24 protein-coding genes are annotated in these 25,778 nt (G+C 66.1%); 18 read left to right on the top strand and 6 right to left on the bottom strand.

Annotated elements, in window-relative coordinates:
• The first annotated feature begins 21 nt into the window (after positions 1-21).
• The 4 genes from AC13F7_RS02180 (at position 22) to AC13F7_RS02195 (ending at position 2,455) form a co-directional block, all read left to right on the top strand.
• The gene (locus AC13F7_RS02180) at positions 22-1,029 is read left to right on the top strand and encodes a methionine ABC transporter ATP-binding protein (protein WP_481469640.1); all 1,008 of its coding nucleotides are present in this window, start codon (positions 22-24) and stop codon (positions 1,027-1,029) included.
• Positions 1,026-1,715, top strand: a complete 690-nt coding sequence (locus AC13F7_RS02185; RefSeq protein ID WP_481469555.1) for a methionine ABC transporter permease — start codon at positions 1,026-1,028, stop codon at positions 1,713-1,715. Before AC13F7_RS02180 ends, AC13F7_RS02185 begins: the two co-directional genes overlap by 4 nt.
• 148 nt (positions 1,716-1,863) lie before the next feature.
• On the top strand, positions 1,864-2,142 hold the full coding sequence (locus AC13F7_RS02190; protein ID WP_346471318.1) for a type II toxin-antitoxin system RelE/ParE family toxin: 279 nt from the start codon (positions 1,864-1,866) through the stop codon (positions 2,140-2,142).
• Positions 2,143-2,152: 10 nt separating this feature from the next.
• Positions 2,153-2,455, top strand: coding sequence for a HigA family addiction module antitoxin (locus AC13F7_RS02195; protein ID WP_137190416.1), 303 nt, complete (start codon positions 2,153-2,155; stop codon positions 2,453-2,455).
• A gap of 9 nt (positions 2,456-2,464) precedes the next feature.
• Here the strand turns inward: AC13F7_RS02195 and AC13F7_RS02200 are convergent, their stop codons facing one another.
• Positions 2,465-3,076 carry a lipocalin family protein gene (locus AC13F7_RS02200; protein ID WP_123730137.1) on the bottom strand — a complete coding sequence of 204 codons (612 nt, stop codon included), beginning with the start codon at positions 3,074-3,076 and terminating at the stop codon, positions 2,465-2,467.
• A 203-nt stretch (positions 3,077-3,279) separates the two neighbouring features.
• On the opposite strand from AC13F7_RS02200, the gene AC13F7_RS02205 reads away from it, so the two are divergent.
• Both AC13F7_RS02205 and AC13F7_RS02210 read left to right on the top strand, forming a co-directional pair.
• On the top strand, positions 3,280-3,606 hold the full coding sequence (locus AC13F7_RS02205; RefSeq protein ID WP_481469642.1) for a hypothetical protein: 327 nt from the start codon (positions 3,280-3,282) through the stop codon (positions 3,604-3,606).
• A 34-nt stretch (positions 3,607-3,640) separates the two neighbouring features.
• Positions 3,641-5,737 carry a prolyl oligopeptidase family serine peptidase gene (locus AC13F7_RS02210; RefSeq protein ID WP_481469556.1) on the top strand — a complete coding sequence of 699 codons (2,097 nt, stop codon included), beginning with the start codon at positions 3,641-3,643 and terminating at the stop codon, positions 5,735-5,737.
• Positions 5,738-5,902: 165 nt separating this feature from the next.
• Here the strand turns inward: AC13F7_RS02210 and AC13F7_RS02215 are convergent, their stop codons facing one another.
• Positions 5,903-7,099, bottom strand: coding sequence for a pyridoxal phosphate-dependent aminotransferase (locus AC13F7_RS02215; protein ID WP_482999104.1), 1,197 nt, complete (start codon positions 7,097-7,099; stop codon positions 5,903-5,905).
• Between the two features lie 111 nt (positions 7,100-7,210).
• Between AC13F7_RS02215 and AC13F7_RS02220 the strand changes: the two genes are divergently transcribed.
• The 7 genes from AC13F7_RS02220 (at position 7,211) to hslU (ending at position 14,355) form a co-directional block, all read left to right on the top strand.
• Positions 7,211-9,328, top strand: a complete 2,118-nt coding sequence (locus AC13F7_RS02220) for a S9 family peptidase (protein ID WP_482999105.1) — start codon at positions 7,211-7,213, stop codon at positions 9,326-9,328.
• Between the two features lie 182 nt (positions 9,329-9,510).
• Entirely contained in the window at positions 9,511-9,756 is a 246-nt protein-coding gene (lptM, locus tag AC13F7_RS02225) for an LPS translocon maturation chaperone LptM (RefSeq protein WP_176988150.1), read from the top strand.
• Positions 9,749-10,603, top strand: coding sequence for a diaminopimelate epimerase (dapF, locus tag AC13F7_RS02230; protein ID WP_482999106.1), 855 nt, complete (start codon positions 9,749-9,751; stop codon positions 10,601-10,603). Before lptM ends, dapF begins: the two co-directional genes overlap by 8 nt.
• A complete protein-coding gene (locus tag AC13F7_RS02235) occupies positions 10,600-11,277 on the top strand; it encodes a DUF484 family protein (protein WP_482999107.1) in 678 nt (225 codons plus the stop codon). The genes dapF and AC13F7_RS02235 overlap by 4 nt, the downstream gene beginning before the upstream one ends.
• Before the next feature lie 22 nt (positions 11,278-11,299).
• Positions 11,300-12,190 (top strand): tyrosine recombinase XerC, encoded by an 891-nt coding sequence (gene xerC / locus AC13F7_RS02240; protein WP_482999108.1) that lies wholly within the window; start codon positions 11,300-11,302, stop codon positions 12,188-12,190.
• Between the two features lie 91 nt (positions 12,191-12,281).
• Positions 12,282-12,833: an ATP-dependent protease subunit HslV gene (hslV, locus tag AC13F7_RS02245; RefSeq protein ID WP_019183676.1), complete on the top strand. Its 552-nt coding sequence runs from the start codon at positions 12,282-12,284 to the stop codon at positions 12,831-12,833.
• A gap of 148 nt (positions 12,834-12,981) precedes the next feature.
• Positions 12,982-14,355 carry an ATP-dependent protease ATPase subunit HslU gene (gene hslU, locus AC13F7_RS02250; RefSeq protein ID WP_121039962.1) on the top strand — a complete coding sequence of 458 codons (1,374 nt, stop codon included), beginning with the start codon at positions 12,982-12,984 and terminating at the stop codon, positions 14,353-14,355.
• Between the two features lie 245 nt (positions 14,356-14,600).
• On the opposite strand, the gene AC13F7_RS02255 is transcribed toward hslU, so the two are convergent.
• Entirely contained in the window at positions 14,601-15,269 is a 669-nt protein-coding gene (locus AC13F7_RS02255) for a TetR family transcriptional regulator (RefSeq protein WP_481469568.1), read from the bottom strand.
• 230 nt (positions 15,270-15,499) lie between these two features.
• Between AC13F7_RS02255 and smeD the strand changes: the two genes are divergently transcribed.
• The 3 genes from smeD to AC13F7_RS02270 are packed head-to-tail and all read left to right on the top strand — an operon-like array spanning position 15,500 to position 21,230.
• On the top strand, positions 15,500-16,678 hold the full coding sequence (gene smeD / locus AC13F7_RS02260; protein ID WP_482999109.1) for a multidrug efflux RND transporter periplasmic adaptor subunit SmeD: 1,179 nt from the start codon (positions 15,500-15,502) through the stop codon (positions 16,676-16,678).
• 12 nt (positions 16,679-16,690) lie between these two features.
• On the top strand, positions 16,691-19,837 hold the full coding sequence (smeE, locus tag AC13F7_RS02265; protein ID WP_482999110.1) for a multidrug efflux RND transporter permease subunit SmeE: 3,147 nt from the start codon (positions 16,691-16,693) through the stop codon (positions 19,835-19,837).
• A complete protein-coding gene (locus tag AC13F7_RS02270) occupies positions 19,830-21,230 on the top strand; it encodes an efflux transporter outer membrane subunit (protein ID WP_482999111.1) in 1,401 nt (466 codons plus the stop codon). The genes smeE and AC13F7_RS02270 overlap by 8 nt, the downstream gene beginning before the upstream one ends.
• A gap of 174 nt (positions 21,231-21,404) precedes the next feature.
• Here AC13F7_RS02270 and AC13F7_RS02275 read toward each other — a convergent pair whose 3' ends face one another.
• The 3 genes from AC13F7_RS02275 to AC13F7_RS02285 form a co-directional block, all read right to left on the bottom strand.
• Positions 21,405-21,737, bottom strand: a complete 333-nt coding sequence (locus tag AC13F7_RS02275) for a hypothetical protein (RefSeq protein ID WP_123730151.1) — start codon at positions 21,735-21,737, stop codon at positions 21,405-21,407.
• A 62-nt stretch (positions 21,738-21,799) separates the two neighbouring features.
• Positions 21,800-22,078 carry a hypothetical protein gene (locus AC13F7_RS02280; RefSeq protein ID WP_346471329.1) on the bottom strand — a complete coding sequence of 93 codons (279 nt, stop codon included), beginning with the start codon at positions 22,076-22,078 and terminating at the stop codon, positions 21,800-21,802.
• 254 nt (positions 22,079-22,332) lie between these two features.
• Positions 22,333-22,785 carry a nucleoside deaminase gene (locus AC13F7_RS02285; protein WP_019186053.1) on the bottom strand — a complete coding sequence of 151 codons (453 nt, stop codon included), beginning with the start codon at positions 22,783-22,785 and terminating at the stop codon, positions 22,333-22,335.
• Positions 22,786-22,862: 77 nt separating this feature from the next.
• On the opposite strand from AC13F7_RS02285, the gene ubiE reads away from it, so the two are divergent.
• Positions 22,863-23,624, top strand: coding sequence for a bifunctional demethylmenaquinone methyltransferase/2-methoxy-6-polyprenyl-1,4-benzoquinol methylase UbiE (gene ubiE, locus AC13F7_RS02290; protein WP_070471930.1), 762 nt, complete (start codon positions 22,863-22,865; stop codon positions 23,622-23,624).
• Positions 23,625-23,785: 161 nt separating this feature from the next.
• Positions 23,786-25,726, top strand: a complete 1,941-nt coding sequence (locus AC13F7_RS02295; RefSeq protein ID WP_481469574.1) for a M1 family metallopeptidase — start codon at positions 23,786-23,788, stop codon at positions 25,724-25,726.
• Positions 25,727-25,778 lie beyond the last annotated feature (52 nt).

Genomic DNA, 25,778 nt, shown 5'->3' on the forward strand with positions numbered 1-25,778 from the left:
GATGCCCCGGTTGACCGCGAAGTGATCGAGTTCCAGCGCCTGCACAAATCCTATGCCGTCGGCGGCCGCGCGATTGCCGCGCTGCAGCCGCTGGACCTGACCATCGAGGCCGGCGAGGTGTTCGGCATCATCGGCCATTCCGGCGCGGGCAAGTCGACCCTGATCCGGCTGATCAACCGGCTGGAGGAGCCCAGCGGCGGCCGCCTGCTGATCAACGGTGAGGATGTCACCGCGCTGGATGCCGAGGGCCTGCGCGTGCTGCGCCGGAAGATCGGCATGATCTTCCAGCACTTCAACCTGCTCTCGTCGCGCACGGTGGCCTCCAACGTCGCCTTCCCGCTGGAGCTGGCCGGGACGCCGCGGGCGGAGATCGACGCCCGCGTGAACGAACTGTTGCATACCGTCGGCCTGGAAGCGCACGCCAACAAGTACCCGGCGCAGCTGTCCGGTGGCCAGAAGCAGCGCGTCGGCATCGCCCGTGCCTTGGCGACCCGCCCGCAGATCCTGCTCTGCGATGAGGCCACCAGCGCACTGGACCCGCAGACCACCGCCTCGGTGCTCAAACTGCTCGGCAGGATCAACCGCGAGCTGGGCCTGACCATCGTGCTCATCACCCACGAGATGGACGTGATCCGCCGTGTCTGCGACCGCGTTGCGGTGCTCGATGCCGGCCACCTGGTCGAGACCGGCCCGGTCACCGAGGTGTTCCTGCACCCGCAGCACCCGACCACCCGCCGCTTTGTGAGCGAGTCCGAACAGGTGGACGAGGGCGAGCTGCACAAGGATTTCGAGGCCGTCGCCGGGCGCATCGTGCGCCTGACCTTCCTCGGTGCCGACACCTACGAGCCCCTGCTGGGGCGCATCGCGCGCGAGACCGGCGTGGACTACAACATCCTGTCCGGGCGTATCGACCGGATCAAGGACACCCCGTATGGCCAGCTGACCGTCTCGCTGGTCGGGGGCGACGTGCAGGCCGCGCAGGCGGGCTTCGTCGCCGCCGGTGTCCACCTTGAGGAGCTGCGCCGATGATCCTGGCCACCGCAGGCGGGTTCTTCCGCCATCTCGACGCCGGCAAATGGGCCGATATCGGCCAGGCCACGCTGGATACCCTGCTGATGCTCGGCGGCTCGCTGCCGCTCACGCTGCTGATCGGCCTGCCGCTGGGCGTGCTGCTGTTCCTGACCGGTTCGCCGCAGCTGCACCGCAAGCCGGTGCTGTATGGCGCGCTCGCGCTGCTGGTGAACCTGCTGCGCTCGGTGCCCTTCATCATCCTGATGATCGTCCTGATCCCGCTCACGCTGTGGATGATGGGCACCTCGCTGGGCGTCCGTGGCGCGATCGTGCCGCTGGTGATTGGCGCGGCGCCGTTCTACGCACGTCTGGTCGAAACCGCGCTGCGCGAAGTGGACCGCGGCGTGATCGAAGCCACCCAGGCGATGGGGGCTACCACCTGGCAACTGGTCAGCCGGGTGCTGCTGCCGGAAGCGCGGCCTGGCCTCATCGCCGGCGCCACGGTCACCGTGATTGCCCTGATCGGCTTCACCGCGATGGGCGGTGCGATCGGCTCGGGCGGCCTGGGGGACCTGGCGTTCCGCGACGGCTACCAGCGTTCGCATACCGACGTGGCCCTGGTCACCGTGGTGCTGCTGCTGGTGCTGGTGCAGATCCTGCAGATGATCGGCGACCGCTTGGTGACGCATTACAGCCGGAAGTAATCGGTAGGGGACACGTCCCGGCCAAGCCGCCCATTGCAACACCAGGGCGGCAGTACGCGCAGATTCGATTGATCAGGCGTTCCACGAGCGCATCATTGCGTGACGGGCACCTGTGTTACATTCCGTTTCGCGTAATACGCTGTGCGGAATGATTCGTTCCTTCCGATGCCGCCACACGCTCGCGCTGTTCGCGGGACGATGCCCTGGACGATTCCGTGCGTTCCAGACACTGGCCGAACGCAAGCTGCAGATGCTGGATGCTGCACAGACCCTGCAGTTCCTCCGCAGCCCGCCCGGAAATCGGCTCGAAGCGCTTCGTGGCGAACGACGTGGGCAGCACAGCATCCGCATCAACGCGCAGTGGCGGTTGTGTTTTATCTGGACCGACAACGGTCCGTGTGATGTCGAGATCGTCGATTACCACTGAGGTGCCATCCATGAGCCGTCCCACCAACAACCTCAGGGCCGTCCATCCGGGCGAAATCCTGCGCGAGGAGTTTCTGCTGCCGCTGCAGCTGAGCATCACCGCGCTGGCACGGGCCTTGGATGTGCCGCCGACGCGATTGCACGCCATCGTGCATGAAACCCGTGGCGTAACGGCGGATACCGCAGTGCGCCTGGCGCGTCATTTTGGCGGGGATGCCGCGTCGTGGCTGGCTCTCCAGGCCGAGTACGACCTGAAGACGCTGCCGACGCGGCAGGAAATCGAGCGCAGGGTGCAGCCGCGCGAGGCGGCCTGACCGCCGCCCTTACCGGACGTTCGGCACTTCAAAGCCCAGCCGGTCCACCTGCTCGGGGTGCTGCGGCACGCGCTTGAGCTTGTCGGTGTTGACCCCGTAATCATCACGCAGGCGGGTGGCGAGCTCCTTGTACAGCTCCTTGTCCATGTCCGGCTGGCGCGCGAACACCCACGCCATCTCGCGGCCCGGGTAGCCGAGCATCGCCCACGAGTAGTCCGGCGCCACTTCCAGCACGCGCGTGTGGGTCGGCACGACCTTGTAGAACCAGGTGCGCCAGTTGTGGTTGCCGCTCTTCTCGTCCACCGAGGCGCGCACCGTCAGTTCCTGCAGCGGTTCGGAGAAGCCGTTGCGGTAGCGGTACGTGATGGACACCTTCTGGTCGCCACGCAGGCGGAATTCATTGACGCTGGCGACGTGGCCACGCTCGATGGGATTCGGCACCCGGCCGATCACATACCAGGTGCCCATGAAACGCTGCAGGTCGATCGGCGCGCCGGCGCTGTCGACGGCGACCGGGGTCGGCGCGGGTTCCGGCTTGGTCTCATGGCGAAACGCACAGGCAGACAGCAATGCCATCGAGGAGACCAACAGGACAGCGCGAAGCGGGCGGTTCGAAGACATGCGGCGGGTGGCTCCAGTGGCTGGCAGGGGCATGGTGGGTGGGACAGCGGAGAACGTCAATGGCGGCGCAGCGGTTGCGTGACCGATTCACACTGTCGCGACGTCGGCGACGCTCCCGACACCGTGACGTACAAGGTCGCAGCCCTTGAGATGGCGGCGCGGCAAGGTGACGCATCACTTTCGCACGGAGCTGTGTCATGACCCTGTCGTCTTCCCCGCGTTCGTCCGACCGTCCCGATCCGCGCGTGCTGCGTTGCGTCAGGCAGGCTGCCCTCGCCGGGATGGCCCTGGTCCTGGTCTGGCCCGCCGCGCGGGGCCATAGCGAGTGGATCGGCTGGCTGCCGATGTGGCTGATCGGGATGCCGCTGATGGCCTGGTGGAGCCTGCATCGCTTCCGCCTGCCGCTGGCCGGCCTGCTCAACCGCACCGCCCGCCGCCGCCGGGGACCGCAGGCGCGGCGCCGCAGCCGCCCGCTGGCACGCCCGGCACGGCCTGACCTTCGACACGTGAGCCGCGGCCAGCCGGTGTGATAGCGTCCCAAGGCTATGAACGCCTGGAGCTGCAATGTCACGATTCGCTTCCGCCTGCCTGGTGGCAGGTCTGATCTCCGCCGGTGCGGCGGGAACCGCCATGGCCGCTGACGCCCCCGCCGATAAGTACGCCTGGCTTGAAGACGTCACCGGTGACAAGCCGCTGGCGTGGGTCAAGGAACAGAACGCCAAGTCCGAAGGCCGGCTGGCCTCGACCCCCGCGTTCAAGCAGATGGAGACCAGCATCCGAGAGGTGCTCGACTCCGACGCCAAGATCCCGGGCGTGCAGAAGATCGGTGACTATTACTACAACTTCTGGAAGGACAAACAGCACGAGCGCGGGCTGTGGCGCCGCACCACGCTGGCCGAGTACCGCAAAGCCTCGCCGCAGTGGGAAACCGTGCTGGACCTGGATGCACTGAACAAGGCCGAGGGCGAGAACTGGGTCTGGCACGGCGCTGACTGCCTGCGCCCGGACTATTCGCGCTGCCTGATCGCGCTGTCGCGCGGCGGCGCCGATGCCGATGTCACCCGCGAGTTCGACCTGGCCAACAAGACCTGGATCAAGGACGGCTTCTTCCGTCCGGAATCCAAGGGTGGCCTGAACTGGATCGACCGCGACACCGTGTTCGTCTACACCGATTTCGGCACCGGCACGATGACCACCTCGGGGTATCCGCGCGTGGCCAAGCTGTGGAAGCGCGGCACCCCGATGGCCTCGGCCTCGGTGGTCTACGAGGGCAAGCCCGATGACATGTACATCGCGGCCATGCACGACGATACCCCCGGCTACGAGCGCAACCTGGTCAGCCGCACGCTGGCCTTCTACAACAACGAGCTCTACCTGCGCGCCGACGACGGCAAGCTGACCAGGATCGATGCCCCCAACTCGGCCGAAAAAGGCCTGCGCAAGCAGTGGCTGACCCTGGAACTGCGCGAGCCGTGGACCGTGGGCGGCAAGACCTACGCCGCCGGCTCGCTGCTGGCCACCAAGCTGGACGATTACCTCGCCGGCAAGCGTGACTTCGACGTGCTGTTCGCACCGACCGACACCACCTCGCTGGCCGGCACCAGCTGGACCAAGAACCATCTGGTCCTGAACGTGCTGGACGACGTGAAGAGCCGCCTGAGCGTGCTGACGCCGGGTGACACCGGCTGGAAGACGACGGCCTTCACCGGCGCGCCGTCGTTCGGCACTGTGGCCGTCGGCGCGGTGGATGCCGATGACAGCGATGCGGTGTGGATGACCGTCACCGACTACCTGACCCCGACCACCCTGGCCATTGCCGAGATCGGCAAGCAGCCGGAAGTGCTCAAGACCATGCCGACGTTCTTCAACGCCGACGGCAAGGTGATCGAGCAGCACTTCGCCACCAGCAAGGATGGCACCCGTGTGCCGTACTTCGTGGTGCATCGCAAGGACATGAAGCTGGATGGCTCCAACCCGACCCTGCTTTACGGCTACGGCGGTTTCGAGATCTCGCTGACCCCGTCCTACTCCGGTGGCATGGGCCGTGCGTGGCTGGAGAAGGGCGGCGTGTACGTGGTCGCCAATATCCGCGGCGGTGGCGAGTATGGTCCGCGCTGGCACCAGGCGGCGCTCAAGCAGAACCGTCACAAAGCCTATGAAGACATGGCCGCGGTCGCCCGCGATCTGGTCAGCCGCAAGATCACCTCGGCCAAGCACCTGGGCGTGCAGGGTGGCAGCAACGGTGGCCTGCTCACCGGCAACATGCTGACCCAGTACCCGGAGCTGTTCGGTGCGGTCGTGGTGCAGGTGCCGCTGCTGGACATGAAGCGTTACAGCCACCTGCTGGCCGGTGCGTCGTGGATGGCCGAATACGGCAATCCTGACACCGCCGATTGGGAGTTCATCAAGACCTTCTCGCCGTACCACCTGTTCGATGCGAGCAAGACCTACCCACCGGTGCTGTTCACCACCTCCACCCGCGATGATCGTGTGCATCCGGCGCATGCCCGCAAGATGGCGGCCAAGATGATCGACGCCGGCAAGGATGTGACCTACTACGAGAACATCGAAGGCGGTCACGGCGGCGCGGCGAACAACGCCCAGGCGGCGCACATGTCGGCATTGGCCTACAGCTTCCTGTGGGAGCAGTTGTCGAAGTAAGCTCGGGATGGCTCGACGGTCAGGGCCGTCGAGCCATCAGCAGGCAGTGAGCCTGCAGCGGACGCAGTAGCCCCCTGGAGCAGACTCCGGGTGGTGGGGCGTCAGGTTGGCTCCACCCCATGTTCAGCGCCACGCAGCGATGCGTGGCGTTTTTTTATGGGCCGCTCAACGCACCCATGTCTCCAGCCCGCGCGCGATGCGGCGCACCGCTTCTTCCAGGCGAGGCACGTCCTGCGTATAGGCCAGCCGCACATGCGCGTTGGCGCGGTGGTGGCCGAAGTCCAGGCCCGGCGTGAACGCCACATGCTCCGTTTCCAGGAAATGCGCACAGAACGCCTGCGCATCATCGGTGAACGCGCTCACGTCCGCGTAGAGATAGAACGCGCCTTCCGGCTCGACTTCGATGCGGAAGCCGAGCGCGCGCAGCGCGGGAAGCAGGTAATCGCGACGCTCGCGGAACGCCGCGCGCCGCTGTTCAAAGATCGCGATCGCCTCCGGCTCGAAACACGCCAAGGCGGCATGCTGGGCGATGCTCGAGGCGCTGATGTACAGATTCTGCGCGAGCTTCTCCAGCTCCCGCACCGCCTGGGGCGGCGCGACCAGCCAGCCCAGGCGCCAGCCGGTCATCCCGTAGTACTTCGAGAAACTGTTGAGCACGAACGCTTCATCATCGACCTGCAGCACGCTGGCCGCGTCCATGCCGTAGGTGAGGCCGTGGTAGATCTCATCCACCACCAGATGCCCGCCGCGTGCCTTCAGGGACTGCGACAGCGCCGCGAGCTGCGCCGCCGAGAGCACGGTGCCGGTCGGATTGGCCGGGGAGGCGACCAGCGCACCCACGCTGTCCGCGTTCCACTGCCGTGCCACCAGCTCCGGCGTCAGCTGGTAGGCCGTCTCCGGCCCGACCGGCACCAGCTGCGCGGCCCCTTCCACCAACCGCAGGAAGTGCCGGTTGCACGGATACCCCGGATCGGCCAGCAACCAGTGCTTGCCGGGATCGACCAGCAGACTGCTGGCCAGCAACAGCGCGCCCGAGCCACCCGGCGTGACCAGGATCCGCTCGGGGTCGATGTGTACCTGGTAGCGATCCTGGTAGAAGCCCGCAATCGCCTCGCGCAACGCGGGCAGGCCCCGGGCCGCGGTGTAGCGCGTGTGGCCGGCTGCCAGCGCGGCCTGGCCGGCGCGCACGATCGGTGCGGCGGTGGTGAAGTCCGGCTCGCCGATCTCCAGGTGGATCACATCCTGGCCAGCCTGCTCCAGCGCCTGCGCGCGGGCCAGCAGCGACATGACGTGGAAGGGTTCGATGTCCTGGCTGCGGCGGCTGTAGCCGGTGCCGGTCGGGGGCGTGCGGGAAGTATCCATGGGCTGATGATAGGCGCAGTGACCAACGACAGGCTTGCTGCTGGCCTACCTGCCAGCACAGACTGCAGGGACACGGACGCCATTGCATTCCCCCGCCAGGAACCTTATCTCGTGAAACCCGCCCTTTGTTTACTGGTTGCCAGCCTCATGACCTCCAACGTGCACGCCGCCCCCGCGCTGACCCCGCCCGACGCCGAGAAGCACCCGCACACGGTGAAGGCTCCCTTTGGCGCGACCCGCAGCGACGATTACTACTGGCTGCGCGACGACAAGCGCGAAGACGCGAAGATGCTGGCCTACCTGAACGCGGAGAACGCCTACACCGACCAGGTCGTGGCCCCGCTCAAGCCGCTGGAAGATACCCTGTACAAGGAGATCGTCGCCCGCATCAAGCAGGACGATGCCAGCGTGCCCTCGCGTGACCGCGGCTACTGGTATTACACCCGCTTCGAAACCGGCAAGGACTACCCGATCCAGGCGCGCCGCAAGGGCAGCATGGAGGCGCCGGAAGAGATCCTGCTCGACATCAACACGATGGCCGAAGGCAAGGGCTACTTCAACGTGGGCGATGCCGATGTCAGCCAGGACAACCACCTGCTGGCCTGGGCCGAGGACGATGTCGGCCGCCGCCAGTATGTGATCCGCTTCAAGGACCTGCGCACCGGTGAGGTGCTGCCGGACCGCATCGAGAACGTGTCGCCCAACGTGGTCTGGGCCGATGACAACCGCACCCTGTTCTATGTCGAGAACGATCCGGAGACCCTGCTCACCGTGCGCGTCAAAAAGCACGTGCTGGGCACCCCGGCCAGCAGCGACGTGCTCGTCTACGAAGAGAAGGACGACAGCTTCTACATGGGCGTCGGCCGCACCCGCGATGATCGCTTCCTGACCATCGAGCTGCACAGCACGGTGAGCTCGGAAACCCGCTACGCCCCGGCTGCCGACCCGCAGGCGTTCAAGGTGCTGGCGCCGCGTGCGCGTGACGTCGAATACGATGCCGACCACTTCAATGGCCGGTGGGTGATCCGTACCAACGCTGCGGACGCCAGGAACTTCAAGATCGTCACCGCGCCCAGCGATGCCACCGCGCGCAGCCAGTGGAAGGATTGGGTCGCGCACGATGATGCCGTGCTGATCGAAGGCTTCGAACTGTTCGACGGTTTCACCGCGATCGCCGAGCGCTCCAATGGCCTGGAGCGCGTGCGCCTGCTGTTCCCGGATGGCCGCCAGGATTACGTCAAGGCCGACGAACCGGCCTATTCGATGGGGCTGGCCGCCAACAGCGAGCACGACACCCCGTGGCTGCGGTACGCCTACACCTCGCTGACCACGCCGACCACCACCTACGAGCTCAACACCGTCACCGGTGAACGCCGCCAGCTCAAGCAGCAGCCGGTGATCGGCTACGACCCGTCGAAGTACACGACCGAACGCGTGTGGGTCACCGCCCGCGACGGCGTCAAGGTGCCGGTGTCGCTGGTCTACCGCAACGGCTTCAAGAAGGACGGCACCGGCGCGCTGTACCAGTACGCCTACGGCAGCTACGGCATGTCGATGGACCCGGGCTTCAACCAGACCGTGGTCAGCCTGCTGGATCGTGGCGTGGTGTATGCCATCGCCCACATCCGCGGCGGCCAGGAAATGGGCCGTGCGTGGTATGAGGACGGCAAGCTGCTCAAGAAGCAGAACACCTTCAACGATTTCGTCGATGTCACGCGCGAACTGGTCCGGCTGGGCTATGCCGCCAAGGATCGCGTCGCCGCCTCCGGTGGCAGCGCCGGTGGCCTGTTGATGGGCGCGGTGGCCAACCAGGCCCCGCAGGACTACCGCGTGATGGTGGCCCAGGTGCCGTTCGTCGATGTGGTCACCACCATGCTCGACGCCAGCATCCCGCTGACCACCAACGAGTACGACGAGTGGGGCAACCCGGAGCAGCGCGAGTATTACGACTACATGCTCAAGTACTCGCCCTACGACAACGTCAGCAAGCAGGCGTACCCGGCCCTGTTCGTCGGCACCGGCCTGTGGGATTCACAGGTGCAGTACTGGGAGCCGGCCAAGTGGGTGGCCAAGCTGCGCGATGACAACACCGGCCACTTCCCGATCGTGTTCCGCACCAACATGGAAGCCGGCCACGGTGGCAAGTCCGGACGCTTCCAGCGTTACCACGAGCTGGCCGAGTCGTACGCATTCGTGCTGGACCAGCTGGGCGTCACCCAGACGCCGTAACGGCAGCCGCTGGCCGTCGGGAGACGACCAGCGCCGCTCCCCCCGGCCAGGGATCATCAGCAGCGCCGGTAGGGCCGGCCGCTGGCCGGCACCACCAGGGTGCCTCCAAGGGCGTGATTTCTGCGCTGCCTGTTCATCCAGCCGGCACCCAAGCGCCCAAACAGCGCGGCTATACTCGGGGGATGAAGACATCCCCCCGTACCCTCATCTCCCTGACGCTGGCCGCCTCGGCGCTGCTGGTGCTGTCGGCCTGTGGCAACAAGGGCCCGCTGGTCCTGCCGCAGAAGCCGGTCCCGGTCGAAGAGCAGCTGGTCGAGCCGGCCGCTGACGACGCCACACCGCCGGCCGCCGATGCCGATACTGATTCCCCCGTGGTTCCCGATCCGGTTGATGCCCCGGCGCTGAAGGCCAATGACGGGAATGAGTAAATCGAACACGTCCGCGGCGCTGCGCTTCACCAAGATGCATGGCGCCGGCAACGATTTCGTGGTGTTGGACCTGCGTGATGGCAGCGCACCGCCGGATGCCGCACTGGCGGCGCGTCTGGCCGATCGCCATACCGGCGTGGGCTGCGACCAAATCCTGACCATCGAGCCACCCAGGGCCGAGGGCTCGGTCGCTTCGTATCGGATCTGGAACGCCGACGGCAGTACGTCCGAGCAATGCGGTAACGGCGCGCGCTGCGTGGCGGCCTGGCTGGTGCGTGATGGCGCAGCGACCGGGAGCACCTTCGCGATCGACAGTCCGGTCACCACGCATGCGGTCGAACGCTTGGGCGAAGAACAGTACGCCGTTGCCATGGGCGTGCCGCGTTTCGAGCCGGAGAACGTGCCGCTGATCGGCTTCGCCCGCGCCCGTGAGGAATACCTGTTGCCGTTGCAGGGCGACACGGTGCGCTTCGGCGCGGTGTCGATGGGCAACCCGCACGCGGTGATCGAAGTGGGTCTGGTCGATGCCGCCCCGGTCGAGCGCCTGGGCCCGTTGCTGCAGCAGCACGCCTCGTTCCCGAAATCGGTCAACGTCGGTTTCGTGCAGGTGCTCGGCCCGCAGCACGCGCGCCTGCGCGTGTACGAGCGCGGCGCCGGTGAAACCCTGGCCTGCGGCAGTGGCGCCTGCGCCGCAGCCGTGGTGATGATGCAGCGCGGTCGCCTGCAGCGCGATGCCACGATGTCGCTGCCTGGCGGTGATCTGCGCATCCGCTGGCCGTCCGACGATGCACAGATCGTGATGTCAGGACCCGCAGCCTTCGTCTTTGATGGGGAGTGGAACGCATGAGCGAGACCGCCGAGAAGATCGGATCGCATGAAGTCGCCGCCTGGCTGCGTCGGCATCCGACCTTCCTGAAGCAGTTCCCGGACCTGGCCCTGACCCTGGTGGTGCCGCGCGATGACGGCCCCACCGCGTCGCTGGCCAGCTATCAGCTGGAGGTGCTGCGCGACAAGAACCGTGAGCTGTCGCGACGGCTGGCCGATCTGGCCGCCAATGCGCAGATCAACGAGCGCTTGGCCGTGCGCACGCACCAGCTGACCCTGGCACTGATGAAGCAGGACTCGGCGGCCGACACCCTGCGGGCGATGGCTGCCTCGCTGGAAGAAGATTTTGCCGGTGATCTGGTGCGGCTGATCGTGCTGCATCCGGTAGCGGGACTGGAACAGGCGCCGTGGCTGCAGGTGATCGAGGAGAGCAGTCCGTTGCTGGGTGTGTTCCGCGATTGCCTGAAAGATGGCGAGCCGATCTGCGGCCGCCTGCAGCCGGAGAAAAACACCGTGCTGTACGCCGGGCGGGCCGAGGAAGTGCAGTCCAGCGCACTACTGCCGCTGCCGGGTGTCGGCCTGATCGCGGTCGGCAGCCACGACGGCAATCGGTTCTACCCGGGCATGGGCACGCTGTTCCTGCGCATGATGGGCGAATCGCTGGTTGTCGCCCTGCAGCGCTTCGCCTCGCCCTGACGTTCCTTCGAGGGGAGTCGCCGTGAGTATCGCGCAGGACTTCCTGTCGCACCTGCAGGTGGAGCGCCGCATGTCGGCGCACACGCTGGATGCCTACCGTCGCGACCTGGACGCACTCGCGGCGTGGGCTGAGGGGCAGGGTGCGATGATCGACACGCTCGACAGTGCGCAGCTGCGCCAGTTCATTGCTGACGAACACCGTCGTGGGCTGTCGCCTACGTCGCTGCAGCGCCGGCTCTCTGCCTGCCGCAGTTTTTACGCCTGGCTGCTCAAACACCACCGTATCGAGGCCAATCCCGCGAACGGCCTGAAAGCACCCAAGGCACCACGCAAACTGCCGCAGGTGCTCGACGCCGATGAAGCCGTGCAGCTGGTGGAACTGCCCACCGATGCACCCCTCGGTCTGCGCGATCGCGCGCTGCTGGAGCTGTTCTATTCCTCCGGGCTGCGCCTGAGTGAGCTGTGTGCGCTGATCTGGCGCGACCTGGATTTCGACACCGGTCTGGTCAATGTACTGGGCAAGGGTAACCGGGAGCGACGCGTGCCGTTCGGTTCGCATGCGCGCACTGCGCTGCAGGGCTGGCGGGCCGAAAGCGGCGGCGCGGCGACCGCGCCGGTGTTTCCCGGGCGCAAGGGTGGCCCGATCACCCAGCGCGCCGTACAGATCCGCATCCGCCAGCTGGCCCAGCGCCAGGGCCTGTTCAAGCACGTGCATCCGCACATGCTGCGGCACAGCTTCGCCAGCCACATTCTGGAATCCTCCGGCGATCTGCGCGGTGTGCAGGAGCTGCTGGGCCATGCCGATATCGCCACCACGCAGATCTATACCCATCTGGATTTCCAGCACCTGGCCAAGGTCTACGACGCCGCGCACCCGCGTGCCAAGCGGCGCAAGAGCGGCAACGAAAGCTGAATCGATCCGCTGCGGCATCCGGGCGCAGGGCAGGGCGGGTTGAAGCGTCGGGCATAGACCCCACCTCAGTCTTTGTCACCCCGGAGGCTCCATGGACCCCAGTCAGAACCCCAACGTATTTCATGCCACCACCATCATCTCGGTGCGGCGCAATGGGCATGTCGCCGTCGCCGGCGATGGTCAGGTCACGCTCGGCCACACGGTGATGAAGGGCAACGCCCGCAAGGTGCGCCGTCTGGGTCGCGAGGGCCAGGTGCTGGCCGGTTTCGCCGGTGCCGCCGCCGATGCCTTCACCCTGTTCGAGCTGTTCGAGGCCAAGCTGGAAAAGCACGGCCAGCTGCAGCGCGCCGCAGTGGAACTGGCCAAGGATTGGCGCACCGAGCGCCGCCTGGGCAAGCTCGAAGCGCTGCTCGCCGTCGCCGACAAAGACACCTCGCTGATCATCAGCGGCACCGGTGATGTGATCGAGCCGGAAGACGGCATCATCGCCATCGGGTCCGGTGGTTCCTACGCTCTGTCGGCCGCCCGCGCACTGATGGCGCATACCGAACTGGATGCCCGCACGATCGCCACCGAGTCGATCAACATCGCCGGCGACATCTGCATCTACACCAACCGCAACGTGGTGGTCGAGGAGCTTTGACCCGCAGGGTCAACGCTCGGTAGCGCCACGCCATGCGTGGCTGCGGTATCCGGCCAGCCACGCATGGCGTGGCTCCACATCAGCGTTACGTCGCTGCCAGGCAGGCCGGTGATACGTCATTCCACCCCATATCCTCGTGAGCACACCCATGCCGCACAAGATCGAAGTTTCGTCCGCCACCATGACCCCGCGCGAGATCGTGCAGGAACTGGACCGGCACATCGTCGGCCAGCACGACGCCAAGCGCGCGGTCGCCATCGCGCTGCGCAACCGCTGGCGCCGCATGCAGCTGCCGGCCGAGCTGCGCAATGAAGTCATGCCCAAGAACATCCTGATGATCGGCCCGACCGGCGTCGGCAAGACCGAGATCGCGCGTCGCCTGGCCACGCTGGCCAATGCACCGTTCGTCAAGGTCGAAGCCACCCGTTTCACCGAGGTCGGCTACGTCGGCAAGGACGTGGAGCAGATCATCCGCGACCTGGCTGATACCGCGGTCAAGCTGTACCGCGAGCAGGCCAAGGTGCGCGTGCGCACCCAGGCCGAAGAACGTGCCGAAGACCGCATCCTGGATGCACTGCTGCCGCGCCGCAGCACCGGTATCGGCTTCGATGCCGAGGCCGCGCGCAACGAGCCCTCCGCGCAGGACAACGAGACCCGCATCAAGTTCCGCCGCATGCTGCGCAACGGTGAACTGGATGAGCGCGAGATCGAGCTGGAAGTGTCGGCCAATGTCAGCATGGACATCATGACCCCACCGGGCATGGAGGAAATGGGCCAGCAGCTGCGCCAGATGTTCTCCAGCATGGGCGGCGCGAAGGCGCAGAAGCGCACGCTGTCGATCAAGGCTGCGCGTCCGCTGTTGATCGAGGAAGAGGCCGGCAAGCTGGTCAACGAAGACGATATCCGCAGTGCGGCCATCGAAGCCTGTGAGCAGCATGGCATCGTGTTCATCGATGAGATCGACAAGGTCGCCAAGCGCGGTGACAACGTCGGTGGTGGCGATGTGTCGCGCGAAGGCGTCCAGCGCGATCTGCTGCCGTTGGTGGAAGGCTCCAACGTGTCCACCAAGTACGGCACGATCAAGACCGACCACATCCTGTTCATCGCTTCCGGTGCGTTCCACCTGGCCAAGCCCAGCGATCTGATCCCGGAACTGCAGGGGCGTTTCCCGATCCGTGTGGAACTGGGCGCGCTGAGCAAGCAGGACTTCGTACGCATCCTCACCGAACCGAAAGCCGCGCTGACCAAACAGTACGAAGCGCTGCTGCAGACCGAAGGTGTCTCGATGAAGTTCACCGTCGATGCGGTGGACCGCTTGGCCGAGATCGCCTTCCAGGTGAACGAGCGTCAGGAGAACATCGGTGCGCGCCGCCTGCACACCGTGCTGGAGCGCCTGCTGGATACGTTGAGCTATGAGGCCCCGGATCGCGATGGCGAGACCATCAGCATCGACCAGGCCTACGTCGACGCGCACTTGGGCGAACTGGTGCAGGATCCGGATTTGAGCCGCTACATCCTGTAACGCTACGCAATGATCGGGTGGTAGCAAGAACGGCGGCACTTCGGTGTCGCCGTTTTTTTTGCTCCTTCTGTCAAAGGCTGCCTCCGTTTGGGGCTGCCGCGAGCGTGAGGGCCCCGCAGCGACCGGCAGGCCCCTCGGCAAATGTCCCCCGGCCGCCGCCTGACGGCGACAGCCTCCTCCTTGATTTTGCCCAGGGGCCTGTCGGCCACTGCGGGGCCCAGCGCCCGACCAACCCGCACTTTGCCTCAGGCGTCGTCGTCGGTTGGCAGGGCGGTGGGCGGGGCGCCCGGGGTGAATACGCCCGGCTGCACGAACGCGCTGAGGATCGCATCCAGCGTCTGCACACCATCGCGCTTGATCTCGAACAGCTCCGGTTCAAGCATCGCGCTGTACAGCACCCCGGTCAGGCTCGTGCTCACGATGCGGGCCACCGTGTCCACGTCCACCCCCTCGCGCAGCTGCCCCAGCTCCTGCGCGCGCTGGAACGCGGCAGCGTAAATGCCAAGCTCCTCGCGCGACGCCTCCAGCTGCAGTGCCTGCATCGCCTGGCTTTCCACAGAAAGGTCATTGCGCAGCATGATTTCCATCATGTTGCGCAGGCGCTCGTCGTCGGCCAGCTCCTGGAAAGACACCAGCAGCGCCGAACGCAGATCCAGCACCGGGGTGTTGCGCTTGGCCGAGGTGGTGCGCCGCAGCCGCTCGATGAACGGAATGCGCTCACGGTCAATCATCGCGGTCAGCACTTCGGTCTTGTTCTTGAAGTGCCAGTACACCGCGCCGCGGGTAAATCCGGCGCGCGCGCCGATCATCGCCAGGCTGGTGCCCGCGACCCCGAATTCATGGAAACAGGCCTCAGCCGCGTCGAGGATGCCCTCGCGGGTGGCCTGCGCCTCTTCTTTGGTTTTTCTGGCCATTGCGCTGCGCAGTTGCTGGATGAAACCGGCCTGAATTGTACCGCTTTACAAACAAACATGCATGTATGTATATTTGCGCCCCACTGATCCTCAGCGAGGACTGCCTGCAGATGCCGGCGGTCCCGTTTCGGATATTTGCCGTCATTTGCTGCCTGTTTGTCGTCATTCTTCGCTGTTATGGGAAGTTGGGCACCGGGCGCGCCCTTTTCCGTCTGCGAGCCCCCACCACCATGTCCAGAACCCCGTACCGTCTTCTCGCGCTGTCCCTGGCGATCGCCCTGACCGTGTCCGCCTGCGGCGGTGGTGAGCAGGAGGGTCCGCAGGGCGGGCCCGGCCAGGTCACCGTGGCCACCCTGAAAGCCGAGCAGGTCGGCCTGACCCGCGAACTGCCGGGCCGTACCAATGCCTTCCTGGTCGCCGAAGTGCGCCCGCAGGTCAACGGCATCGTCGCCAAGCGCCTGTTCACCGAAGGCGGCCTGGTCACCGCTGGGCAGCCGCTGTATCAGCTCGATGACGCCAGCTACCGTGCCCAGGCCAACAGCGCCCGCGCCCAGCTGGCCCGCGCCGAAGCCACCGCCAATGCCGCACGCCTGAGCGCCAAGCGCATCGGCGAGCTGGCCAAGGTCGAGGCGGTCAGCACCCAGGACAACGAGAACGCGATCGCCGCGCTCAAGCAGGCCGAGGCCGATGTCGGTGCCGCGCGTGCCGCGCTGGACGCGGCCAACGTGACGCTGGGCTATGCGCGCATCACCGCGCCGATCAGCGGTCGCATCGGCAAGTCCTCGGTCACCCAGGGTGCGCTGGTCAGCGCCGGCCAGGCCGAAGCGCTGGCCACGGTGCAGCAGCTGAACCCGATCTATGTCGACCTGACCCAGTCCGCCAGCGAACTGCTGCAGCTGCGCCGCGAACTGGCCAGCGGCCGCCTGCAGGACAACCAGACCCTGCCGGTGACGATCCTGCTTGATGACGGCACCGAGTTCGATCACAAGGGCACGCTGGAGTTCTCCGAAGTCAGCGTGGACCCGACCACCGGCAGCTACGCGCTGCGGGTCAAGGTCGAGAACCCGGACCAGGTGCTGATGCCGGGCATGTACGTGCGTGCCCAGGTGGGCAGCGGCGTGCGCGAGAACGCGATCCTGGTGCCGATGCAGGGCATTGCCCGCGATCCCAAGGGTGATACCAGCGCCATGGTGGTCGGCAAGGACGACAAGGTCGAAGTGCGGCAGGTCAAGGTGAGCCGTTCGCTCGGCGACAAGTGGCTGGTGGAAGACGGGCTCAAGGCCGGTGACAAGGTCATCGTCGAAGGCCTGCAGAAGATCCAGCCGGGCATGCCCGTGCAGGCCACCGAAATGGGCGCGGCCCCGGCCAAGGCGGCCGCCGCGCCGGCGGCTCCCGCCGCCCAGCAGTAACCGGAGAATTCCATGGCACGTTTCTTCATTGATCGCCCCATCTTCGCGTGGGTGATTGCGATCATCATCATGCTCGCCGGTGGTCTGGCGGTGCTCAAGCTGCCGGTGTCGATGTACCCGGAAGTGGCGCCGCCGGCCGTCGAGATCAGCGCCAGTTACCCGGGTGCATCGGCCAAGGTGGTCGAGGACTCGGTGACGCAGATCATCGAGCAGAACATGAAGGGCCTGGATGGCCTGATCTACTTCTCCTCCAACAGCTCGGCCAATGGCCAGGCGACCATCACCCTCACCTTCGAGAGTGGGACCAACCCGGATATCGCGCAGGTGCAGGTGCAGAACAAGCTGCAGCTGGCCATGCCGCTGCTGCCGCAGGAAGTGCAGCGCCAGGGCATCAACGTGGCCAAGTCGAGCAGTGGCTTCCTGCAGGTGCTCGGCTTCGTCTCTGAAGATGGCAGCATGGACGCCAACGACATCTCCGATTACGTCGGCTCCAACATCGTCGATCCGCTGAGCCGCGTGCCGGGCGTGGGCAACATCCAGGTGTTCGGTGGCAAGTACGCCATGCGTATCTGGCTGGACCCCAACAAGCTGCACACTTACAAGCTGTCCACCGCCGAAGTGATCGCCGCGATCACCGCGCAGAACGCGCAGGTTGCCATCGGCCAGCTCGGCGGCGCGCCGTCGATCAAGGGCCAGCAGCTCAACGCGACCATCAACGCGCAGGACCGCCTGCAGACGCCGGAGCAGTTCCGCAACATCATCGTGCGCAGCGCGCAGGACGGTGCCGAACTGCGCCTGTCGGATGTGGCCCGCGTGGAGCTGGGCGCGGAGTCGTACGACTTCGTGACCCGCTACAACGGCAAGCCGTCGTCGGGTATCGCGATCACCTTGGCCACCGGCGCCAATGCGCTGGACACCGCCAATGGCGTGCGTGCGGCGCTGGATGAGATGGCGCCGAACTTCCCGGCTGGCCTGAAGGCGGTGGTGCCGTATGACACCACGCCGTTCGTGCAGGTCTCGATCAAGGGCGTCATCAAGACCCTGATCGAAGCCATCGTGCTGGTGTTCCTGGTGATGTACCTGTTCCTGCAGAACTTCCGCGCGACCCTGATCCCCACGATCGCGGTACCGGTGGTGCTGCTGGGCACGTTCGGCATCCTGGCCGCGCTGGGCTTCTCGGTGAACATGCTGACCATGTTCGCGATGGTGCTGGCGATCGGCCTGCTGGTCGATGACGCGATCGTGGTGGTGGAGAACGTCGAGCGGATCATGTCCGAAGAGGGCCTGTCACCGCTGGAGGCCACACGCAAATCGATGACCCAGATCACCGGCGCGCTGGTCGGCATCGGCCTGGTGCTGTCGGCGGTGTTCGTGCCGATGGCCTTCATGAGTGGCGCCACCGGCGTCATCTATCGTCAGTTCTCGGCCACCATCGTCTCGGCGATGGCCCTGTCGGTGCTGGTCGCGATCGTGCTGACCCCGGCGCTGTGCGCCACCATGCTCAAGCCGCTGAAGAAGGGTGAGCACCACGTGGCCCACAAGGGCTGGTCGGGTCGTTTCTTCAACGCCTTCAACCGTGGCTTTGACCGCTCCAGCAACGGCTATCAGCGTGGCGTGCGCGGCATCCTCGGCCGTCCGTGGCGCTTCATGGGCGTGTTCGCCGCGCTGGCGCTGGTGATGGGCCTGCTGTTCATGCGCCTGCCCAGTTCGTTCCTGCCCAACGAAGACCAGGGCATCCTGATGGCACTGGTGCAGACCCCGGTGGGTGCGACCCAGGAACGGACGCTGGAGTCGATCGACAAGCTCGAAAAACACTTCATGGAAAACGAAGTCGACGCGATCGAGTCGATCTTCTCGGTGCAGGGCTTCAGCTTCGCCGGCATGGGCCAGAACGCGGGCATGGCCTTCGTCAAGCTCAAGGACTGGAAGGACCGTGATGCCGACCAGGGCGCGATGCCCGTCACCGGCCGTGCAATGGCCGCGCTGGGTGGGATCAAGGACGCCTTCATCTTCGCCTTCCCGCCGCCGGCGATGCCGGAACTGGGCATCGGCTCGGGCTATACCTTCTTCCTGAAGGACACCAGTGGTGCCGGTCACCAGGCGCTGCTGGATGCACGCAACCAGCTGCTCGGCATGGCCGGGCAGAGCAAGCTGCTGGCCAACGTGCGCCCGAACGGGCAGGAAGACACCCCGCAGCTGCGCATCGATATCGACGTGGGCAAGGCGAGTGCGCTGGGCCTGTCGCTGGAATCGGTCAACACCACGCTCGCCGCGGCCTGGGGCAGCAGCTACATCGATGACTTCATCGACCGTGGCCGGGTCAAGCGCGTCTACGTGCAGTCCGATGCGCCGTTCCGCATGAACCCGGAAGACTTCAACCTGTGGTCGGTCAAGAACGCGGCCGGTGAGATGGTGCCGTTCTCGGCCTTTGCCAGCCAGCGTTGGGATTACGGTTCGCCGCGCCTGGAGCGCTACAACGGCGTGTCCGCGATGGAAATCCAGGGCGAGCCGGCCCCGGGCGTGGCCTCGGGCGATGCGATGAACGAAGTGGAGAAACTCGCCAAGCAGTTGCCGGCCGGTTTCGACATCGAGTGGACCGCGCTGTCCTACCAGGAGCGCCAGGCCGGTTCGCAGACGCCGCTGCTGTACACGCTCTCGCTGCTGATCGTGTTCCTGTGCCTGGCGGCACTGTATGAAAGCTGGAGCGTGCCGACCTCGGTGCTGCTGGTGGCGCCACTGGGCATCCTCGGTGCGGTGCTGGCCAACACCATGCGTGGCATGGAGCGCGACATCTACTTCCAGGTGGCGATGCTGACCACGGTCGGTTTGACCAGTAAAAACGCGATCCTGATCGTGGAGTTCGCCAAGGAAAACCTGGAGAAGGGCGCCGGCCTGATCGAGGCGACGATGCACGCTGTGCGTGACCGTCTGCGCCCGATCATCATGACCTCGCTGGCCTTCGGCCTGGGCGTGCTGCCGCTGGCGATCGCCTCCGGTGCCGGTTCCGGCGCACAGCAGGCCATCGGTACCGGTGTGCTCGGCGGCATGCTGGTCGGCACGGTGCTGGGTGTGTTCTTCATCCCGCTGTTCTTCGTGGTGGTGCAGCGCGTGTTCAATCGCAAGAAGTACGGCAAGAACGCTGGAGGTTCCGATGCGTAAGCCCATGATGGCCAGCCTGGCGCTGGCCGTGAGCCTGGTGCTGTCCGGCTGCTCGACGCTGGAGCCGCGCAGTACTGAAGTCGCTCCGGCGATTCCCTCGCAGTGGCCGGTGGCGGCCAGCGCAGGCGCGCAGGGCACTGCAACGGCGGAGGTCGCCGACATCGGCTGGCGCGATTTCTTCGTCGACCCGCGCCTGCAGGCGGTGATCACCCAGTCGCTGGAGAACAACCGCGACCTGCGCGTGGCCGTGCTCAATGTCGAGCGTGCCCGTGCGCAGTACCGGATCCAGCGTGCTGATCGGGTACCGGCGGTCGGCGTGCAGGGGCAGATGACCCGCAGTGGCGGCGATGCCCCGGTGACCGAGCAGTTCAGTGCCAACCTCGGCGTGGTCGAGTTCGAGCTGGATCTGTTCGGCCGCGTGCGCAATCTCAGCCAGGCGGCCCTGCAGCAGTACTTCGCCGAAGCGGCCAATCGCCGCAGTGCGCAGCTGTCGCTGGTGGCCGAGGTGGCCAACGCGTGGCTGACCCTGGGCGCGGACAGCGAGCAGCTGCGGATCGCCCAGGCGACGCTGGCCACCTATGAAGATTCGCTGCGCCTGACCGAGGCCCGCCGTCAGCTCGGTGGCGCCTCTGCGCTGGAACTGAGCCAGACCCGCACCTTGGTGGAAACCGCGCGTACCGATGTGGCGCGCTTTGCCGGGCAGGTCGCGCAGGATCGCAATGCGCTGGTGCTGTTGGCCGGTGGGCCGATTGATGCGTCACTGTTGCCGCAGGCCGAGGTGACCGACGTCGCCAGCGTTCGGCCGCTGCCGGCCGGCGTACCGGGCGATGTGCTGCTGCGGCGGCCGGACGTGATGGCCGCCGAGCACGTGCTGCTCTCGGCCAACGCCAATATCGGCGCCGCGCGCGCAGCATTCTTCCCGTCGATCAGCCTGACCGGCAACATCGGCTCGGCTTCGTCGGAGCTGTCGGGTCTGTTTGACAGTGGCACGCGCGTGTGGAGTTTCATTCCCAAGCTCAATCTGCCGATCTTCCAGGGGGGCAAGCTGCGCGCCAATCTGGGCATGGCTACCGCCGATCGCGACATCGCGCTGGCGCAGTATGAGAAGGCGATCCAGTCCGGCTTCCGCGAAGCAGCCGATGCGCTGGCGCTCAACGAGAGCCTGGAAGCGCAGTTGTCTTCGCAGCAGGCGCTGGTGGCGGCGGCCGAGCAGGCGCAGCGGTTGTCGCAGGCCCGCTATGACGCCGGCCTGGACAGCTTCCTGACCCTGCTGGATGCGCGACGCACGGCGTACACCGCACGGCAGTCGCTGGTCAGCACGCAGCTGGCCCAGCAGTCCAATCAGGTAGCGTTGTACAAGGTGCTCGGCGGCGGTTGGCACGAGCGCGGGTGAGGCATCACAGGTGCGGCCACGCGGTCGCACCTGTGCACACCGTTGCGCAAGCGTCGCCGTCGTGGCGACACAATGCGTGAGGCGGTGCGGTTTCATCAGGCACGGTCGGCGGGGGCCGCGGGGTGCCTGCATCATGGACAAAGCGCCGAGCAGGCGCTGTCCAGCCGGTGTGCGTCAGGCGCGTGCGTGCAGCCGCGGGCGCGACGCCTGGTCCTGGCGACCGGCGAGGTAGACGTGTTCCCAGCACTGGTCGACGAATTGACGGGCCTGGTCTTCGGACAGGCGCGGCATGATCTGCAGCGCGTAATGAGTCTGGAACATTTCATCGCGCTCCTCATCACTGGCGCGCGGTTGCGTGATCAGTGAATCGCAGGCGAACTTGATCCACGGCACGTAGTGGCCGAATGAGCCCGTCCCGAGGTTGCCGTCGGCATGACGCTGGCGCCAGTGACTGACTTCGGCGTCGACATCGATGACGGCAGGGATGGAGATCTGGGCGGAAGACATGGTCACTTCAATATGGGAAGAAGGGAATCTGGATGATGGCGTAGGGCGCGGTGCAAGCGGTGTCATGGCGATGTGGAGCCAGTGTGGCGAGATTCGCCACGCGTCTCGCCCAGCAGTTGGGCGTGGTGGACTACGCCGAGCCGTTCGGCCAGCGTCGCCAGCCGGTTGCAGACTGCAACGCGATGATCGGGATGGGACCGCGTCAGCTCATCCTGGATGGCCTGGTAGGCATCCCAGAAAGGCGCGGCGTTATGGTGGCGTGCGTAGTGCACCTGCAGTCTTTCCCACGCGTCCATCAACGCAGGTTCGACGGAGGAGGTGCGGCGGGTTTGGGCATGCATGACGTCTCCTCGACGATGGTGCCCCCTGTGCAACCACCTTAAGACGTTCATGCAGCGCGGTTGTTAGTACCGCGTGTTCGCGCCATTCGGCGCGGGTGGACAAGGCGTGACGTCGGAGCGTGCAAAGACCCGCCGCACAGGGTATTCAGACCCGCACCGATCGCTGAAGCATTCAGAACGCTGCCGTGCCCGCGCAGCTCGTCCTGCGATCGCGCGGGCACTCGGCGCGGGAATCCGCGCGGAATCGTCGGCCTTTACTCGCCGATATCTTCGTTCCAGACCTCGGGATGGGCGCTGATGAAGCCGCCCAGCAGATCGATGCATGCCTGGCTCTGCATGTCGATCACCTTGACGCCGTTCTCGCGCAGCCATTCGATGCCGCCCTGGAAGGTGACCGACTCGCCCACCACCACGGTGCCGATGTTGAACTGGCGTACCAGCCCGCTGCAGTACCAGCAGGGGGCCAGGGTGGTCACCATGATGGTGTCCTGGTAGCGGCGCTGCCGGCCGGCCTTGCGGAAGGCGTCGGTCTCGCCGTGCACGGACGGATCGCCTTCCTGCACGCGGCGGTTGTGGCCGCAGCCGAGCAGGCGGCCATCGTTGTGGTACAGCGCGGCGCCGATCGGGATGCCGCCCTCGGCCAGGCCCTGGCGGGCTTCGGCGATGGCGGTTTCGAGCAGGGCGGCGTAGTCGGGGGTGGTGATCATGCGCAATCCAGGGACGTGAAGACCTTCATGATAGTGGCAGCCTGCCGCAACGGCGCCGGCGGTGCGATAATCGTCCCATGAGCGAATCTCCCTACAAGACTGGCACCACCCATTTCGGCTTCCGCGATGTCGCTGCGAAGGACAAGCAGAAGCTGGTGGGCGAAGTGTTCACCTCGGTCGCGCGCAGCTACGACCTGATGAACGATCTGATGAGCCTGGGCATCCACCGGGCGTGGAAGCGCTACTACGTAGCCACCGCGCAGGTGAAGCCGGGTGACCGCGTGCTGGATCTGGCCGGCGGCACTGGCGACATCGCCGCGCTGATCAAGGAGCGGGTGGGTGACGAGGGTGAAGTGGTGCTGGGCGACATCAACGCCGGCATGCTCTCGGTCGGCCGTGATCGTCTCACCAACCGCGGCCTGGTCGCGGGCCTGAATTACGTGCAGTGCAACGCCGAGGCGCTGCCGTTCCCCGATGCGAGCTTCGACCTGGTCACGATCGCCTTCGGCCTGCGCAACGTCACCGACAAGGAAGCCGGCCTGCGCGAGATGCACCGCGTCCTCAAGGTGGGCGGGCAGGCGCGTGTGCTGGAGTTCTCCGAAGTCACCGCCGACTGGTTCAAGCCGATCTACGATTTCCACTCGTTCAAGATCCTGCCCAAGCTGGGTCAGCTGTTCGCACGCGATGGCGACAGCTACCAGTACCTGGCCGAGAGCATCCGCAAGCATCCGCCGCAGGAGCAGCTCAAGACCATGATGGCCGAGGCCGGTTTCGAGCGTTGCCACTACAAGAACCTGACCGGCGGCATCGTCTCGATCCACTCCGGCTACAAGCTCTGAGTGAGCGGCCCGGGGTCTGCGGGGACGCGGGCCCCCGACCGGTCGGCGCGCCGCGCGGGCCAGCCTCGCGCGACCGACTGAATGCGCAAACCGCCACACACCGCCTGCGCGGGGTCCGGGACAGGGGTAAACTGGTCGTTTCACCCTGATCGGTCCCGTTCATGCGATCCCCGTTCCTGTTGATTCCCCTGGCCGTCGCCCTGGCGTCCGGCTGCTCCAAAGAACCGGCGGCTCCGACCGTCGATCCCACTGCCAACGCGCCGGCGAGCACTGCCATGAAAGCCGACAGCCGCAGCCACGATGAAAGCTCGTACGCCGAGCCGGACAAGGTGGTCGTCAAGGACCTCGCGCTGGATCTGAAGCTGGATTTCGACAGCAAGCAGATCGGTGGCACCGCGACCTACACCCTGGAGTGGAAGGACAAGGCCGCCAAGCAGCTGGTGCTGGACACCCGCGAGCTGACCGTGGAGAAGGTCGAGGCGATCGCTGCCGACGGCAAGACCGCGCCGCTGCCCTTCGTGCTGGCGCCGGCCGACAAGGTGTTCGGCAGCAAGCTGAGCATCGAGACCCCGGACCAGCCGGCCAAGGTCGTGATCACGTATCACACTGCACCGACCGCCTCGGGCCTGCAGTGGCTGGAGCCGTCGATGACGGAGGGCAAGAAGCTGCCCTTCATGTTCAGCCAGTCGCAGGCGATCCATGCCCGTTCCTGGGTGCCGCTGCAGGACACCCCGAGCGTGCGTTTCACCTACAGCGCGCACGTGGTCTCGCGCCCGGACGTGATGGTGCTGATGAGCGCCGACAACGACCCCAAGGCCGCGCGTGATGGTGACTACACCTTCAAGATGCCGCAGCCGATCCCGTCCTACCTGCTGGCCATCGCCGCTGGCGACCTGGTGTTCGAGCCGATCTCCGGCCGCTCCGGCGTGTGGGCCGAACCGACCATGGTTGGCAAGGCCGCCAAGGAATTCGAAGACACCGAGAAGATGATCGGCACCGCCGAGAAGCTCTTCGGCGAATACCGCTGGGGCCGCTACGACATGCTGGTGCTGCCGCCGTCGTTCCCGTTCGGTGGCATGGAAAACCCGCGTCTGACCTTCGCCACCCCGACCGTGATCGTTGGCGACAAGTCGCTGGTCTCGCTGGTCGCCCACGAACTGGCGCACAGCTGGTCGGGCAACCTGGTGACCAACGCCAGCTGGAAGGACATCTGGCTCAACGAAGGCTTCACCACCTACGTGCAGGGCCGCATCACCGAGGCGCTGTACGGCCAGGAGATGGCCGAGATGGAGCGTGAGATCGACCAGAACGATCTGCTCGCCGAAGTGAAGGACATGAGCCCGGCCGACCAGGCCCTCGCCCTGCCACCACTGAGCGAGCGTGATCCGGACGAGGCGTTGAGCCAGGTCGCCTACGTCAAGGGCGCGTGGTTCCTGCAGTTCCTGGAACAGCGCTTCGGCCGCGAGACCTTCGATCCGTTCCTGCGTGGCTGGTTCGATGACCACGCCTTCCAGAGCGCGAACACCGACCAGTTCGTCGAGTACCTGAAGAAGAATCTGCTGTCCAAGAAGCCCGGTGCCGTCAGCGACGCCGAGCTGAAGGCGTGGCTGGATGAGCCGGGCATTCCGTCGTTCGCGACCAAGGCCCGCTCGCGCAACTTCTCCATCGTCGATACCGCCCGCATCGCCTGGCAGGGCAGCAACACGCTGCCGACGGCGCAGATCACCGGCGAGTGGGGCACCCAGGAGTGGGTGCACTTCATCGACGGTCTGGGCAAGACCCTGCCGGTTGAGAAGCTGGCTGCGCTGGACAAGGCTTACCACTTCACCGGTACGGCCAACGGCGAGATCGCGATGCGCTGGTACCCGCTGACGATCCGCAGTGGCTACAGCGAAGCGAACGACGCCGCCGGTGCGTTCATCGAGCGTGTCGGCCGCCGAAAGCTGATCATGCCGATCTACGCCGAACTGGTGAAGACGCCTGAAGGCCTGGCCTTCGCCAAGGCGGCCTTCGCCAAGGCCAAGCCGGGGTATCACCCGATCACCACGGGCTCCGTCCAGGACATGCTGGACAAGGCCGAGGCGGGCGCGGCCAAGCCGTAATCGCCAGACGTATCGGTTGAACGAAAAACGGCGGGGAAACCCGCCGTTTTTT

It is taken from the genome of Stenotrophomonas sp. K-6, from assembly GCF_056861555.1.

Bases quoted from the DNA above. Each gene is read 5' to 3' on its own strand.
- ubiE (WP_070471930.1), top strand. From the start codon at position 22,863: ATGAGCGAATCTCCCTACAAGACTGGCACCACCCATTTCGGCTTCCGC.
- AC13F7_RS02270 (WP_482999111.1), top strand. From the start codon at position 19,830: ATGCGTAAGCCCATGATGGCCAGCCTGGCGCTGGCCGTGAGCCTGGTG.
- AC13F7_RS02285 (WP_019186053.1), bottom strand. From the start codon at position 22,785: ATGATCACCACCCCCGACTACGCCGCCCTGCTCGAAACCGCCATCGCC.
- AC13F7_RS02280 (WP_346471329.1), bottom strand. From the start codon at position 22,078: ATGCATGCCCAAACCCGCCGCACCTCCTCCGTCGAACCTGCGTTGATG.
- AC13F7_RS02235 (WP_482999107.1), top strand. From the start codon at position 10,600: ATGAGCGAGACCGCCGAGAAGATCGGATCGCATGAAGTCGCCGCCTGG.
- AC13F7_RS02185 (WP_481469555.1), top strand. From the start codon at position 1,026: ATGATCCTGGCCACCGCAGGCGGGTTCTTCCGCCATCTCGACGCCGGC.
- hslU (WP_121039962.1), top strand. From the start codon at position 12,982: ATGCCGCACAAGATCGAAGTTTCGTCCGCCACCATGACCCCGCGCGAG.
- AC13F7_RS02210 (WP_481469556.1), top strand. From the start codon at position 3,641: ATGTCACGATTCGCTTCCGCCTGCCTGGTGGCAGGTCTGATCTCCGCC.
- dapF (WP_482999106.1), top strand. From the start codon at position 9,749: ATGAGTAAATCGAACACGTCCGCGGCGCTGCGCTTCACCAAGATGCAT.
- AC13F7_RS02275 (WP_123730151.1), bottom strand. From the start codon at position 21,737: ATGTCTTCCGCCCAGATCTCCATCCCTGCCGTCATCGATGTCGACGCC.
- AC13F7_RS02200 (WP_123730137.1), bottom strand. From the start codon at position 3,076: ATGTCTTCGAACCGCCCGCTTCGCGCTGTCCTGTTGGTCTCCTCGATG.
- smeD (WP_482999109.1), top strand. From the start codon at position 15,500: ATGTCCAGAACCCCGTACCGTCTTCTCGCGCTGTCCCTGGCGATCGCC.
- AC13F7_RS02195 (WP_137190416.1), top strand. From the start codon at position 2,153: ATGAGCCGTCCCACCAACAACCTCAGGGCCGTCCATCCGGGCGAAATC.
- AC13F7_RS02255 (WP_481469568.1), bottom strand. From the start codon at position 15,269: ATGGCCAGAAAAACCAAAGAAGAGGCGCAGGCCACCCGCGAGGGCATC.
- AC13F7_RS02295 (WP_481469574.1), top strand. From the start codon at position 23,786: ATGCGATCCCCGTTCCTGTTGATTCCCCTGGCCGTCGCCCTGGCGTCC.
- smeE (WP_482999110.1), top strand. From the start codon at position 16,691: ATGGCACGTTTCTTCATTGATCGCCCCATCTTCGCGTGGGTGATTGCG.
- hslV (WP_019183676.1), top strand. From the start codon at position 12,282: ATGGACCCCAGTCAGAACCCCAACGTATTTCATGCCACCACCATCATC.
- lptM (WP_176988150.1), top strand. From the start codon at position 9,511: ATGAAGACATCCCCCCGTACCCTCATCTCCCTGACGCTGGCCGCCTCG.
- AC13F7_RS02215 (WP_482999104.1), bottom strand. From the start codon at position 7,099: ATGGATACTTCCCGCACGCCCCCGACCGGCACCGGCTACAGCCGCCGC.
- AC13F7_RS02190 (WP_346471318.1), top strand. From the start codon at position 1,864: ATGATTCGTTCCTTCCGATGCCGCCACACGCTCGCGCTGTTCGCGGGA.